Below are 13,786 nucleotides of genomic sequence, written 5' to 3'. Positions count from 1 at the left end.
AACTCTTGATATGAGTCAAGGACATGACCGATGTGCTGCGGCACAGTCAAGGTATTAGAGGAAAAACCCATGACCGCTGTCACCCCAGAGCTGCTGCGTCGCTTTGACGTACCGGGGCCCCGATACACCTCGTTCCCTACCGCCGACCGCTTTGTCGAGGCCTTTGGTGCAGAGGACTATATCCTGGCGCTGCAACAACGCAAATCGAGTACCGCAGCGCGTGCCATGCCTTTGTCGCTGTATGTGCACGTGCCCTTTTGCGAGTCGCTGTGCTACTACTGCGCCTGCAACAAGATCGTGACGCGCCACCACGATCGCGCCGCCGTCTACCTGGACTACCTGGCGCGCGAGATGGCCTTGCACACGGCCCATTGCGGCAAGGGCCAGACCGTCAGCCAGCTGCACCTGGGCGGCGGCACGCCCACCTTCTTCTCCGACGACGAGCTGCGTACGCTGATGGGCCTGTTGCGCGAGCATTTCAAGCTGGAGCCGGGCGGCGAATACTCCATCGAGGTCGATCCGCGCACCGTCAGCGTCGAGCGCCTGGCCGTGCTCAAGGAGCTGGGCTTCAACCGCCTGAGCTTCGGCGTGCAGGACTTTGACGAGCAGGTGCAGATCGCGGTGCACCGCGTGCAGCCGGCAGAGCAGGTGTTCGAGCTGGTGGCGGCCGCGCGGCAGCTGGGCTTTGCCTCCATCAACGTGGACCTGATCTACGGCCTGCCCAAGCAGACGCCCGAATCCTTCGAGCGCACGCTGGCCCAGGTCAACGCGCTGCGGCCCGACCGCATCGCGCTCTATGCCTATGCCCACCTGCCTGAGCGCTTCAAGCCGCAGCGGCGCATTGCGGCCGAGGATCTGCCGCAGGGGGCCGACAAGCTGGCCATGCTGTCGCGTTCCATCGCCGCGTTCATGGACGGTGGCTATGTCTACGTGGGCATGGACCACTTCGCCCTGCCCGAGGACTCGCTGGCCGTGGCCAAGCGCCAGGGCCGGCTGCACCGCAACTTCCAGGGCTACAGCACCCAGCCCGACTGCGACCTGATCGCGCTGGGCGTCTCGGCCATCGGCAAGGTGGGCGCCAGCTACAGCCAGAACGCCAAGACGCTGGAGGAGTACTACGACGCCATCGACGCCAGCCACCTGCCCGTGGTGCGGGGCCTGGCGCTGTCGCGCGACGACCTGGTGCGCCGCGCCGTCATCATGGCCATCATGTGCCAGGGCGCCGTGCTGTTCGAACCCATGGAGCAGGCCTGGCTGCTGGGCTTTCGCGAGTACTTCGCGCCCGAGATGGCGGCCCTGGAGGACCTGCAGGCCAAGGGCCTGGTGCAGATCAGCGACGAGGGCTTCCAGGTCACTCCCATGGGCTGGTACTTCGTGCGTGGCGTGGCCATGCTGTTTGACCGATATCTGCAGGCGGACAAGAACCGGGCGCGGTTTTCGAGGATCATCTAGGCCCCATGCTGTTGTCGCTGCTCTGGACCGCTTTGATCATGGGGCTCGTCGGCGGGCCCCATTGCCTTGCCATGTGCGCGGCGCCCTGCGGCGTGGTCACGGGCGGGGCGGGGCGGGGCGGCGGCTCCCAGGTGGTGGCCGTGCATGGATTGCAAGGCCGGCTGTGGCTGCGCACGGCGCTGTTCCATGGCGGACGTCTGGCCGGCTATGCCAGCCTGGGCGCTGCCTCGGCCATGGCCATGGAGAGCCTGTCCTGGCTCACCAGCCAGACCACGGCGCTGCAGCCGTTCTGGACACTGACCCATGTCGCCGTGATGGCCTGGGGCCTGGCCATGATGGTGCAGGCCCGCCAGCCCGCCTGGCTGGAGTCTGCCGGCCGCGCCGCCTGGCGGCGCGTGCAGCCCTGGGTGTCGGCGCCGGGCGGCACGCTGGCGGCAGGCTATGCCTGGGCGCTCATGCCTTGCGGACTGCTGTATTCGGCCGTGCTGGTCGCCGCGCTCAGCGGCGGCCCGTTGCAGGGCGCGCTGGCCATGGCGGCCTTTGGTGCGGGCAGCGGCCTGTGGCTGGTGGCCGGCCCCTGGTTGTGGCGGCTGGGCCGGCGGCGCCTGAACGGCCTGCGCGCCGAATGGGGCACGCGCCTGGCCGGCCTGATGCTGGTGGGCGTGGCCGTGTGGGCGCTGTGGATGGACCTGATCTACAAGCCCAGCCTCTGGTGCCGTTGAGCAACAACTGGGGCCGGACTTGGGCCCTGGGGCCGCGTATTGGCTGCGAGGCTCTCAGAACTGGAGATAATGCCCGAATCATCGGCTTACATATTGCCGATTCCTTCAGCCTCGGGGCCGTTGCCGCGCGTGAACCATTCCGTCCTCATCGATATCCGAGACCTCCGTCCGGGCATGTTTGTCCAGCTCGATGTTGGGTGGCTGAACCATCCCTTTCCGGTCAGCAGCTTCAAGATCACCTCCAGCGCACAGATCCAGACCCTGAAATCCCTGGGCCTGGAAGTGGTGCGCTGTGTTCCGCACAAAAGCGACACCTGGCCCGCCGAGGTGCGCAACCCGCCGCCGCAGGAGCTGCCACCCGTCGTGGAGGCCCCCGAGCCTGCGCCCACCGAACTTTCGCCCGCAGCACCGCTGCTGCTGTCCGTGCCCGACTGGCGCGGCCGGCTGGAGGACTGCAATGCGCGCTTTCAGAAAGTGGAGCGCGGCTATGTGGCCATAGAGACCACCATTGCCAGCGCGCCCGAGCAGGCTCGCATGCCCACCGAGGCCCTGGTCGATGGCTGCCTGGCCGAACTGGCGGGCCCGCAGGACGTGGCCATTCACCTGCTGTCCGATGGCGTGGGCAGCAGCCAGAGCGTGCATGCCGTCAACGTGACCGTGCTCAGCCTGCTGCTGGGCCGGGCCCTGGGCCTGGAGGCATCGTTGCTGCGCGACCTGGGCCTGGCGGCGCTGCTGCATGACGCGGGCAAGCCCGTGGCCGGTGTCGACGGCATGCATGGCCTGGCCCTGGAGCCTTCCGTGCCCGACGTCCTGCGCGAGCGCTACGAGCGCCATGTGGGCGAATCCGTGGCCATTGCCATGCGCATGGGCCTGTCGGCCCAGGTCACCACGGCCATCGCCCAGCACCATGAATGGGCCGATGGCACGGGGTTCCCGTTGAGCCTGGTGGCCGAAGACATGGAGCTCACGGGCCAGATCCTGGCCCTGGTCAACACCTACGACCGCCTGTGCAATCCCGGCGATGCACAGACGCCGCATACGCCGCATGAGGCCCTGTCCCTGCTGTTCAGCCGGCTGCGCGACAAGTTCGCCGCGCCCGTGCTCAATGGCTTCATCCGCATGATGGGCGTGTTCCCGCCGGGCTCGGTGGTGGAGCTGACCGACGGGCGCCATGCCATGGTCATGTCCGTGAATGCATCACGCCCGCTCAAGCCCTCGGTGATGGTCCACGATGCCGGCGTGCCGGCCGCGCAGGCGCCCGTGCTGGCGCTGGAGCTGTTTCCCGAGCTGGGCATACGCCGGGGCGTGGCGCCGGCGCAGCTGCCGCGCGATGCGCTGGACTACCTGTCGCCGCGCCGGCGTGTCTGCTATTACTTTGAACGGGCGGTGGAGTTGGATCCACCGAAGGTGGCGTCTTGAACAAGCAAGCGCTGAACCGCGCCTGGCCCCGTCTGCTCGATGCACTGCAGGAGGCCCTGTGGCTGATCGATGCGCGCACCCTGAAAGTGCTGCGCGCCAACGCCGCCAGCGAATCCGTCACCGGCTATGAGGCCGATGCGGCCCCGGGCCTGCCCGTGCAGGTGCTGGCCGCCACACCGCAGCAGCAGGCTTTCTGGAGCGATCCCTTCAACTGGCAGGCCGGAGCCCAGTTCATTGCAGAGGTGCGCCGCGCCGATGGCCAGCTGGCGCCCGTGGAGATGCGCGTGCGCGCGCTCGACGGCGAGGTGCTGCTGGTCAGCATGCTGGACCGGCGCGAGCAGGCATTGCACGAGGCCGAGTTCGAAAGCCTGCTGGGCGAGCTGCGCGCCACGCTGGAGTCCGCGGCCGACGCCATCCTGGTCTGCGATCCCGATGGCCGCATCCGCGCCTTCAACCACCGCTTTGCCACGCTCTGGGGCATTCCCGAGGCACTGCTGGTGCGCCGCAACGACGCGGCCATCCTCGATCACCTGACCGGCCAGGTGCGCGATGCCCAATCCTACGCGCAGCAGTTGAAACTGCTGTCGGCCCAGCCCCTGATGGAAGCGTCCGATGTGTTGGACCTGCGCGACGGCCGCATCCTGGAGCGCCGCGCCGTGCCCCAACTGCGCCGGGGCCTGCCCATGGGGCGGATCTTTTCCTTCCGCGACATCACGGCCGAGGCCCAGACCCAGGCGGGCCTGGAGCTGGCTGCGCGGGTCTTCGAGTCCAGCCTGGACGGCATCTTCATCGCCGATGGCCACATGGACGTGGCACGCACCAATCCGGCCTGCGAACGCTTGCTGGGCGGCATGCCCGTGCAGGGTCGCACGGTGGAATCGCTGTTCGAAGCTGCCGAAGGCCAGGCCGACACCCTGGGCGACCTGGCCCGCATCCAGTGGCACCAGGGCGGTTTCTGGGAGGGCGACCTGTGGCTGCGCCAGGCCGGCGGCGCGCGCTGCGCCGTGCGCCTGTCCTGGGTGCCGCTGCGCAATGCGCAGGGCGACGTGGTGCAGAGCATCGGCTTCATGCGCGACCTCACGCAGCAGCGCGTGGCCCAGCAGCGCATTGAACAACTGGCCTACAGCGACGCGCTCACCGGCCTGCCCAACCGGCTGAACCTCACGGAGCGCGTGGATGCAGCCATCGAGGCCGCGCGCGCAGGCGGCACGGTGTTCAGCATCCTGTTCATCGACCTGGACCGCTTCAAGATCATCAACGACTCGCTGGGCCACCAGTTCGGCGACCGCGTGCTCAAGCTGGTTGCGCAGCGCCTGAGCGACTGCATGCGGCCCGTGGACATCCTGTGCCGCCTGGGTGGCGACGAGTTCGTGCTCTACCTGCAAGGCTGCAACGCCGAGCTGGCCGCGTCGGTGGCCAGGCGCATCCTGCAGGAGATGGAGCGCCCCTTCCTGCTCGACGGCCTGGGTTTCTCCGTGCAGTGCAGCATCGGCGTGGCCCAGTACCCGGCCGATGGCCTCACGCTGGATGAGCTGATCCGCCAGGCCGACACCGCCATGTACCGCGTCAAGGAACGGGGCCGGGGCCATTTCAGTTTCTACCAGCCGCAGATGAGCGCCGGCCTGCTGTCGCGCATGAAGCTGGAGCACGCCATGCGCCAGGCGCTGGAGCATGGCCGCATGGCGGTCTACTTCCAGCCCCAGGTGCACATTGACAGCGACCGCATCGTCGCGGCCGAGGCGCTGCTGCGCTGGACGGATCCCGAATTCGGCGTGGTCTCGCCGGGTGTCTTCATCCCGCTGGCCGAGGAGTCGGGCTACATCGTCACGCTGGGCGCCTGGGTCATGGAGCAGGCCGTGCAGGAGGCTGCGCGCTGGCAGCAGCAGGGCATGCCCATCAAGGTCTCGGTCAACGTGTCGGCGCTGGAGTTCCGCCAGTCGGGCTTTGTCGAGCGGGTGACCGAGCTGCTGCGCAGCTACGGCCTGGCGCCCCAGCTGCTGGAGCTGGAACTGACGGAAAGCATCTTGCTGCAGGACGCCCAGGACATGGCGCTGCGCGTGTGCCAGATCGCCGACCTGGGCGTGGGCATGGTCATTGACGACTTCGGCACGGGCTACTCCAACCTGGCCTACCTGAAGAAGCTGCCCATCTCCAAGATCAAGATCGACCAGAGCTTCGTGCGTGGCCTGCCCAGCGACGAGGGCGACCAGGCCATCGTGGGCGCCATCATCAGCCTGGGGCTGGCGCTGGGCGTGGAGATCGTGGCCGAGGGCGTGGAAACGCCCGAGCAGCTCACGGCCATCCATCGCATGCAGGGCCACTACTTCCAGGGCTTTCTGTGTGCCCCGGGCCTGCCGCGCGAGCAATTCGGCGAATGCCTGCAGGCCCAGCGCGCCGGCATTGGCGCCATCGCCTACCGGCAGAGAATGGCCCAGGCCGCGAGCGTTCAGCTGCCTGCGCTCAAGCCCTTCCAGAGCATGTAGGCCGCCAGGCCGAACAGCAGCGTGGCAAAGATGCGCTTGAGCTGGCCCACGGGCAGCCGGTGCGCTGCCCGTGCCCCTAGCGGTGCCGTCAGCACGCTGCAGCAGGCCAGGGCCAGCAGGGCCGGCAGCCACAGGTAGCCCAGCGAATATTCGGGGCGCCCCGCGTCACCCGCGCCGGTGAAGATCAGGCCCGCCGCATTCACCACGGCAATCGGAAACCCCAGCGCCGCGCTGGTGCCCACGGCCATGTGCATGGGCACCGAGCAGCGCATCATGAAGGGCACGCTGATGAAGGCCCCGCCTGCACCCACCAGCCCCGAGATGAAGCCCAGGCCCGTGCCCGCACCGTACAGCCCCAGCGGCCCCGGCAGGGCGCGCGTGGCCGTGGGCTGGCTGTTGCTGCGCAGCATGCGAAGCGCCATGTAGCCGATGAACACGCCAAAGAACAGTGCCAGGTACTTGCCGCGCAGCAGCGCGAAAACCCCCAGGCTGGCGAGCAGGCCGCCCGTGATGATGCCCGGCGCCAGGCTGCGCACGATGTCCCAGCGCACGGCGCCGCGACCGTGGTGGGCGCGCAGGCTGGAGATCGAGGTGAACACGATGGTGGCCATGGCCGTGGCGATCGCCATCTTCACGGACAGGTCCGGGCCGACCCCGCGCTTGTCGAGAAAGTAGGTCAGAAACGGTACAAGAACCATGCCGCCGCCCACTCCCAGCAGGCCGGCCAGGAAACCGGAGCACAGGCCCAGCAGGGCCAGTTCGAGAAACAGCAGGTCAGGCATGCGGCAGAAGATCGGTAGAGGAGGGGCGGGCAACAAAAAACCCGGCGCACCGTGGAGGTGCGCCGGGTTGGGATCAGGTGTCTGCAAAGACCACCGGGCCGTCATCCTGAACCGGGGTTCAGGGGGGCAAGGGCAGCCAGACGTTGGGTTCATCTGACGCGAGACGATCACGCTCGAATGGCAATGTACCAAGCCCGGGCTCATAGAGCATTGGTCCAAGGAACTATAAAGCCCGGCGGGTTTGCAGACGCCTCCATTCTACGGCGATTGGACAGGCCCGCAATCAAGTTCTTTGAACGGCATGGGCTTTCCATTGACATGGGCGATGCCATGAAAAACGGCCTCCGAAGAGGCCGTTGCATGGGCGGGGCGCGGCGTCTCAGAGCAGCCGTGCATCGCTCTCCAGGGCCTGGTCCAGGCGCAGCACCAGTTGCTCGGCAAGCGCCTCCTGGCGTGCGCGCTCGGCCAGCTCCTCGGGGCTGGGCTCGGGTGGCTGGGAGGGGGCGTCCTGCTGGGAAGCGGCCTCGTCATGCAGGGATTGCATTTCGGCCTGGGCCGTGGCCATGGCGCTTTCCTGGGCTTCGCGGTCCAGCACGTCGAAGGCCATGTTCAGCGCGGACAGCACGGCCACGCGCTCGCGGGAGCGGACCTTGCCGCTGTCGCGGATGCGGGTCATGGCCGTGTCCACACGGCGCACGGCCTCGAGCAGACGCTCTTCCTGGCCATCGGGGCAGGTCAGCACATAGCTTTGCTGCAGGATTTGCACTTCGATCTGCTTCATGGGCGTTCGGGGCGTCGGCGGTTGCGAAGGGGTCAAGCCCCCTGGTTGGAGGGCAGGCGCTCGATCAGGGCATCGACGCGGGCCCGGGCGGCGTTGAGCCGCGAGCGCAGCGAATCACGCTCCTGGGTCAGGGCCGCCACCTGTTCGGCGAGTAGCGCATTCGTGCGTTGCAGTTCCTCGTGGCGAACCAGCAGGCGCTCCACGCGCTCTGCAATGTGGTCGAGGGAAGTCTGGGAGGTCATAGACGCTGAGATTGTAGGACGTGCGAACGAAGTGAGCGCATTCCGTGGAAGTATCCGAGGAAACCTGGTAGCAGGAGGGCGTAGAAGGCTTGACGTCAGCGCCGTGCTCAGGTATTCGAGCGCAGGCGGCAAACTGTCTCACAAAATCGTAGCGCCATGTGTAGGACTCGTCTGCTTCGGCGGGGTGTAATGCGTAAGCATTGGTTGCGGGCGCGGTGCGGGTACGGGGCGGATACGGTGGGGGTGCGCACTACAATGCGCCGCGTTGGCGGAGCGGCCGGTTCAAGGCAGCGTCGCACGGAGCAAACAAAACCATGAATATTGACCTGGGCCGGGGCGGGGCACGCTGCCCGGCGCTGCTCATCACTTCCACGGCCTCAGGGCAGGGCAAGACCACGCTGACGGCTGCGCTGGCGCGGCTGCATGCGCGCCAGGGGCGCCGCGTGCGCGTGTTCAAGTGCGGCCCTGACTTCCTGGACCCGCACTGGCACGAGCTGGCCAGCGGCGCGCCCGTGCACAGCGTCGATCTGTGGATGACGGGCGAGTCCGACATGCGTGCGCGCCTGCACGCCGCCGCGCTTGAGGCCGACCTCATCCTGGTGGAAGGCGTCATGGGCCTGTTCGACGGCACGCCCTGCGCTGCCGATGTGGCCGAGCGGCTGGGCCTGCCGGTGCTGGCCGTCATCGACGCGTCGGGCATGGCCGGCACCTTTGGCGCACTGGCCCATGGCCTGCAGCACTACCGGCCCGGCCTGCGCTGGGCCGGCCTGCTGGCCAACCGAGTGGGCAGCATCCACCATGCCGACCTGCTGCGTGCCGGCCTGCGCGAGCCTTCGCTGTGGCTGGGCGCGCTGGCGCGGGTGCAGGGTGCAGGCGCTGCCTCGCTGCTGCCCGAGCGGCACCTGGGCCTGGTGGCCGCGCATGAGCTGGACGATGCCCTGCAGCGCCTGGACCAGGCCGCCGATGCGCTACTGGCCACGCCGCTGGGCCAGTTGCCCTGGCAGGCGGAAGCCGGCCAGAGCGCCAGCTGGCAGGACTGGTCCGTGGACTTTGAACCGTGCCCGGAACCTGCCGAAGCCGTGCAGCCCTGGCTGGCGGGCCGCACCGTGGCGGTGGCGCGTGATGCGGCCTTCAGCTTCATCTACCAGGCCAACCTCGACTGCCTGCGCTCCATGGGGGCGCAGATTGCCTTCTTCTCGCCCCTGGCCGCAGAACGCCTGCCGCAGTGCGATGCGCTGTGGCTGCCCGGCGGCTATCCGGAGCTGCACCTGGACGCGCTGGCAGCCCATGCCGCGCTGCGCGGCGACATCGCCGGCCACGTGGCTGTCGGCCGGCCGGTCTGGGCCGAGTGCGGCGGTATGCTCGCGCTGTGCGAGCGACTGACCGACACTGCGGGCCGGACCACGGACCTCTGGGGCCTGTTGCCCGGCCATGCGCGCATGCAGCCGCGGCTGGCCGGCCTGGGCATGCAGCAACTGCCCACGCCCTGGGGCCTGCTGCGTGGCCACACCTTTCACTACAGCCGGCTGGAGACTTCCATGGCCGAGGCGGGGCGCAGCAGCCGCCCGGGACAGGATGCCCATCCCGACCGGGGCGAGGCGCTGTACCGCCACGGCAGCGTACATGCCAGCTATTTCCATGCCTGGTTTGCCTCGCAGCCGCGTGCCGTGGCCGCGCTGCTGGGCGCCGACATTCCCGCAGGCCAGGCGTCATGACCGAGCCCATCTCCACCGTTTCGCTTCCCCGCAGCCAGCTCATTCTGGGCGGCCAGAAAAGCGGCAAGTCGCGCCGTGCCGAATTGCTGGCCCGCGCCTGGCTCGATGGCGCCCTGGACCGCGAGGCCGCGCTGATCGCCACCGGCCAGCCCTGGGACGACGAAATGCGCGAGCGCATCGCCCGCCACCGGCGCGACCGCGCCGAGCGCGTGCCCGGCATGGCCACGCTTGAGGAGCCGCTGGACCTGGCCGCCATGCTTGCGCGGCACAGCACGCCGCAGCGCCTGCTGGTGGTGGACTGCCTGACGCTGTGGCTGACCAACTGGATGATGCCGGCCCGGCCTTCCGAGGAACTGGCGCGCGGATGGGCGGGCCAATGCACGGCCTTTCTGGCCGCCTTGCAAGCTGCGCCCGGCCCGGTGATCCTGGTCGGCAACGAGATCGGCCTGGGCGTGATCCCGCTGGGATCGCAGGTGAGGGCCTTTGTGGATGCGCTGGGTGTGCTCAACCAGCGTGCGGCGCAAAACTGCGAAACCGTCACGCTGATGTGCGCCGGCCTGCCGCTGGCGCTCAAGGGCCCGCAGCCGTGAGGCCATGGCGTCCCGCCCTGTGGGGCCTGGCGTTGGCACTGGCGCTGTCTGCGGCGCAGGCTGCCATCCGGGTCACGGACGGGCGGGGCGTTCCGGTGGAGCTGCCACAGCCGCCGCAGCGCATCGTCAGCCTGCTGCCCTCGCTGACCGAGACCGTGTGCGAGCTGGGCGGCTGCCAGCGCCTGGTCGGCGTGGACCGCTATTCGAACTGGCCGGCCCATGTGAAGACCCTGCCCGTGGTGGGCGGCGGAATGGACCCCAATATCGAGGCCATCGTCGCGCTCAAGCCCGATCTGGTGCTGGTGTCCATGGCATCGCGCTCGGTGGCGCGGCTGCAGGCACTGGGCCTCAAGGTCGTGGCGCTGGAGCCGCGCACCCATGCCGATGCGCAGGCCGTGCTGCGCACCGTGGGCCAGTTGCTGGACCTGCCGCCCGCGCAGGGCGCCGACCGTGTCTGGTCCGCCATCGAGGCGCGCCTGCAGGCGGTGGAGCGCAGCATGGCCCCCGCGCTGCGCGGGCAGACGGTGTATTTCGAGGTCAACCGCGGCCCCTTTGCCGCAGGCGAGTCTTCGTTCATCGGCGAGACCCTGGCGCGCCTGGGCATGCGCAACATCGTGGGCGCGCAGCTGGGGCCGTTTCCGCGCATCAACCCCGAATTCGTGGTGCGCGCCGATCCGGACTTCATCCTGGGCGGCGATCGCAGCCTGGGCACATCGGGCGAGCCCTATCCGGGCTGGGGCCGCATGCGTGCCATGCAGGCCGGGCGCGTCTGCCGCTTTGTTCCGGCCGAGCTGGACGTGCTGGTGCGCGCCGGCCCGCGCATGGCCGAGGGCGCCGCGCTGATGGCGCGTTGCCTGAACGGGGCCGCACGGTGATGCAGGCCCGCACGCTGCACGGCGGCCTGGCCGCGCCCTGGATGGCTCTGGCCCTGCTGGTCGTGAGTGCCCTGCTCATGCTGCTGGGCGCGGGCGTGGGCAGCACGGGCTGGGAAAGCGTGTGGGCGGCGCGCAGCGATCCGCTGTCCTGGCAGATCGTCACCGAGATCCGGCTGCCCCGCACGGCGGGCGCCTGGCTGGCGGGCGGCCTGCTGGGGCTGGCCGGGGCCATTGCCCAGGGCGTGTTCCGCAATCCGCTGGCCGATCCCTATCTGTTGGGCAGCGCCTCGGGCGCCTCGCTGGGCGTGGCGCTGAGCATGGCGGCGCTGGGCGTCTCGCCCTTCGCGCTGGCGGGCCTTGCGCGCCTGGGTGTCACGGGCGCGGCCTTTGCGGGCGCGGCCCTGGCCGTGCTGCTGACCCTGGTGCTGGCCCAGGGCGCGCACAACACCATGCGGCTGCTGCTGGCCGGCGTGGTGGTGGGGGTGGTGCTGGGCGCCGCCGCGTCCCTGGTGCTGTTGATGAACCCGGACATCATGCAGGCCATGCAGGCCTTCATGCTGGGCAGCACCTCCTTCATCGGCTGGGGCGCCTGCGCGCTGATGCTGGCCGTGCTGCTGGCCACCGCCCTGGGCGCCTGGTGCCTGGGCCGCGTGCTCGACGGCCTGTCCCTGGGCGAGGCCACGGCCCACAGCCTGGGCCTGCCGCTGGCGCCGCTGCGCATGGTGCTCATTTTGCTGCTGGCACTGGCCACGGGCACGGCCGTGGCGCAGACCGGGCTGATTGCCTTCGTCGGCCTGGCCGCGCCGCATCTGGTGCGCTCCATGGTGCGGTCCATGCACCGCTGGCTGCTGTTGCTCAGCGCGGGCATGGGCGCCGTGCTGCTGCTGGCCGCCGACCTGCTGGCGCGCTGGCTCATCGCCCCGCAGGAGCTGCCGGTGGGTGCGCTCACGGCCCTGCTGGGCGGCAGCTACCTGCTGTGGCTCATGCACCGCCGCCACGGCCTGCGCGGCGGGGAGGCCGCATGACGGCGCTGGCCGCCGCACTGCAAGCGCGCGCCCTGCAGGTGCGCCTGGGCGACCGCCAGGTGCTGCACGGCCTGAGCCTGGCCCTGCCCGCCGGCCGCTGGACCGCCATCGTCGGCCCCAATGGCGCAGGCAAATCCACGCTGCTGCGCGCCCTGGCAGGCATGGAGTCCGGCGCTGGCGTGCAAGGGGAGGTGGAGCTCCTGGGCCGCCCGCTGCGGCAATGGAGCGCGCGCAAGCGGGCCTGCTCGCTGGCCTGGCTGGGCCAGAACCAGCCCGTGGCCGGCGACATGCAGGTCTACGACCTGGTCATGCTGGGCCGCCTGCCGCACCAGGGCTGGCTGGCCGCGCCCGGTGCTGCCGACCATGCGGCCGTGGAGCAGGCGCTGCGCCAGACCCAGGGCTGGGACTGGCGCATGCGCAGCGTGGGCAGTCTCTCGGGCGGGGAGCGCCAGCGCGTGCTGCTGGCGCGCGCCCTGGCCGTGCAGGCCCGCGTGCTGCTGATGGACGAGCCCCTGGCCAACCTCGATCCGCCGCACCAGGCTGACTGGCTGGAATGCGTGCAGGCCCTGGTCGCCAAGGGCTGCACCGTGGTCAGCGTGCTCCATGAAATCTCCATGGCCTTGCAGGCGCAGGAACTGGTCCTTCTCGACAAGGGCCGGGTGATGCACCAGGGCGCCTGCGCCGACGCGGCCACCCATGCGGCGCTGGAGGCCGTGTTCGAGCACCGGCTGCGCATCCGCGCCATCGACGGGCAGTGGCTGGCCCTGCCACGGCTGCGGGGTCAAGCCGCAGCGCCTTGATTGCCTTTTCGAAAAAATGTCCCACTATGAGCCGTATCTGAGCCGCTGGGCTCTGGTCATCGACGGCCAGCCCCTGTCCACGCCGCGCGGCGTGCTGCTGCCCGTGCGCCAGGGCGGCGCGCCCGCCATGCTCAAGATCGCCCAGGAGCCGGAGGAAGTGGCCGGCGCCCAGCTGATGGCCTGGTGGAATGGCGATGGTGCCGCGCCCGTGCTGGCCCATGAAGGGCCGGCCTTGCTGATGCTGCGCGCCACAGGACCCGAATCGCTGGTGGAGATGGCCCGTGGCGCGCGCGATGAGGAGGCCACGCGCATCCTGTGCACCGCTGCCATGCGCCTGCACCTGCCGCGCGCCAAGGCGTTGCCATCCCTGGTGCCGCTGTCGCAGTGGTTCCATGCATTGCTTGCACAAGGCCATGGAACCACCAGCCTGCTGGGCCAGTGCGCCGCCACGGCACGCGAACTGCTGGCCGCACCGCGCGATGTGGCGGTGCTGCATGGCGACATGCACCACGGCAATGTGCTGGACTTCGGCCCCCTGGGCTGGCTGGCCGTCGATCCCAAGGGCCTGCACGGCGAGCGCGGCTTCGACTACGCCAATATCCTGAGCAATCCCGACCGCGCCAGCGCGCAGGTGCCGGGGCGCTTTGCGCGCCGCCTGGCCTCCATTGCCGAAGTCTCGGGCATCGAGCACAGGCGCCTGCTGCAATGGGTGCTGGCCTGGTCGGGGCTGTCTGCCGTCTGGAGCATGGAAGACGGCGACGATCCTGGCGCTGCGATGGCTGTGGCGCAAATGGCGGCTTCGGCCCTGGCATGCTGATTTTCAGGCTGCGATACATCTCTTTTTCTGTCGCAGCAGGGTGAAATGGCGGTTCACAAAAAAGAGGGCGGAGGAATTTTTCG

General features: G+C 69.4%; 13 protein-coding genes. 10 read left to right on the top strand and 3 right to left on the bottom strand.

Annotated elements, in window-relative coordinates:
* Positions 1-69 precede the first annotated feature (69 nt).
* The 4 genes from hemN to ACFPFG_RS06535 all read left to right on the top strand — a co-directional run bounded on the left by hemN (position 70) and on the right by ACFPFG_RS06535 (position 6,076).
* On the top strand, positions 70-1,452 hold the full coding sequence (gene hemN, locus ACFPFG_RS06550; protein ID WP_034391810.1) for an oxygen-independent coproporphyrinogen III oxidase: 1,383 nt from the start codon (positions 70-72) through the stop codon (positions 1,450-1,452).
* Positions 1,453-1,457: 5 nt separating this feature from the next.
* Entirely contained in the window at positions 1,458-2,174 is a 717-nt protein-coding gene (locus ACFPFG_RS06545) for a sulfite exporter TauE/SafE family protein (protein WP_380105674.1), read from the top strand.
* A gap of 69 nt (positions 2,175-2,243) precedes the next feature.
* Positions 2,244-3,593 (top strand): HD-GYP domain-containing protein, encoded by a 1,350-nt coding sequence (locus tag ACFPFG_RS06540; protein ID WP_197956806.1) that lies wholly within the window; start codon positions 2,244-2,246, stop codon positions 3,591-3,593.
* Complete coding sequence (locus ACFPFG_RS06535) at positions 3,590-6,076, top strand: bifunctional diguanylate cyclase/phosphodiesterase (protein ID WP_183018576.1); 2,487 nt, start codon at positions 3,590-3,592, stop codon at positions 6,074-6,076. Before ACFPFG_RS06540 ends, ACFPFG_RS06535 begins: the two co-directional genes overlap by 4 nt.
* On the opposite strand, the gene ACFPFG_RS06530 is transcribed toward ACFPFG_RS06535, so the two are convergent.
* The 3 genes from ACFPFG_RS06530 to ACFPFG_RS06520 form a co-directional block, all read right to left on the bottom strand.
* Positions 6,040-6,858: a sulfite exporter TauE/SafE family protein gene (locus ACFPFG_RS06530; RefSeq protein WP_012204635.1), complete on the bottom strand. Its 819-nt coding sequence runs from the start codon at positions 6,856-6,858 to the stop codon at positions 6,040-6,042. The two genes, ACFPFG_RS06535 and ACFPFG_RS06530, sit on opposite strands and share 37 nt — an antisense overlap.
* Before the next feature lie 379 nt (positions 6,859-7,237).
* A complete protein-coding gene (locus ACFPFG_RS06525; protein WP_183018577.1) occupies positions 7,238-7,639 on the bottom strand; it encodes a cell division protein ZapA in 402 nt (133 codons plus the stop codon).
* A 32-nt stretch (positions 7,640-7,671) separates the two neighbouring features.
* Positions 7,672-7,881, bottom strand: a complete 210-nt coding sequence (locus ACFPFG_RS06520; protein ID WP_012204637.1) for a hypothetical protein — start codon at positions 7,879-7,881, stop codon at positions 7,672-7,674.
* A gap of 314 nt (positions 7,882-8,195) precedes the next feature.
* On the opposite strand from ACFPFG_RS06520, the gene ACFPFG_RS06515 reads away from it, so the two are divergent.
* Genes ACFPFG_RS06515 through ACFPFG_RS06490 form a run of 6 tightly spaced genes read left to right on the top strand, consistent with a single transcriptional unit; the run spans position 8,196 to position 13,703 of the window.
* On the top strand, positions 8,196-9,596 hold the full coding sequence (locus ACFPFG_RS06515) for a cobyrinate a,c-diamide synthase (protein ID WP_380105671.1): 1,401 nt from the start codon (positions 8,196-8,198) through the stop codon (positions 9,594-9,596).
* A complete protein-coding gene (locus ACFPFG_RS06510) occupies positions 9,593-10,186 on the top strand; it encodes a bifunctional adenosylcobinamide kinase/adenosylcobinamide-phosphate guanylyltransferase (protein ID WP_380105669.1) in 594 nt (197 codons plus the stop codon). Before ACFPFG_RS06515 ends, ACFPFG_RS06510 begins: the two co-directional genes overlap by 4 nt.
* Positions 10,183-11,061 carry an ABC transporter substrate-binding protein gene (locus ACFPFG_RS06505; RefSeq protein ID WP_183018580.1) on the top strand — a complete coding sequence of 293 codons (879 nt, stop codon included), beginning with the start codon at positions 10,183-10,185 and terminating at the stop codon, positions 11,059-11,061. Before ACFPFG_RS06510 ends, ACFPFG_RS06505 begins: the two co-directional genes overlap by 4 nt.
* 41 nt (positions 11,062-11,102) lie before the next feature.
* Positions 11,103-12,086, top strand: a complete 984-nt coding sequence (locus tag ACFPFG_RS06500; RefSeq protein ID WP_380110239.1) for a FecCD family ABC transporter permease — start codon at positions 11,103-11,105, stop codon at positions 12,084-12,086.
* On the top strand, positions 12,083-12,886 hold the full coding sequence (locus ACFPFG_RS06495) for an ABC transporter ATP-binding protein (RefSeq protein ID WP_197956804.1): 804 nt from the start codon (positions 12,083-12,085) through the stop codon (positions 12,884-12,886). Before ACFPFG_RS06500 ends, ACFPFG_RS06495 begins: the two co-directional genes overlap by 4 nt.
* A gap of 16 nt (positions 12,887-12,902) precedes the next feature.
* Positions 12,903-13,703: an aminoglycoside phosphotransferase family protein gene (locus tag ACFPFG_RS06490; RefSeq protein ID WP_197956803.1), complete on the top strand. Its 801-nt coding sequence runs from the start codon at positions 12,903-12,905 to the stop codon at positions 13,701-13,703.
* Positions 13,704-13,786 lie beyond the last annotated feature (83 nt).

The sequence above is a fragment of the Delftia deserti genome, from assembly GCF_042653485.1.
Taxonomy (GTDB): domain Bacteria; phylum Pseudomonadota; class Gammaproteobacteria; order Burkholderiales; family Burkholderiaceae_C; genus Comamonas; species Comamonas acidovorans.
This window is presented reverse-complemented; position numbering and strand designations above follow the sequence as displayed.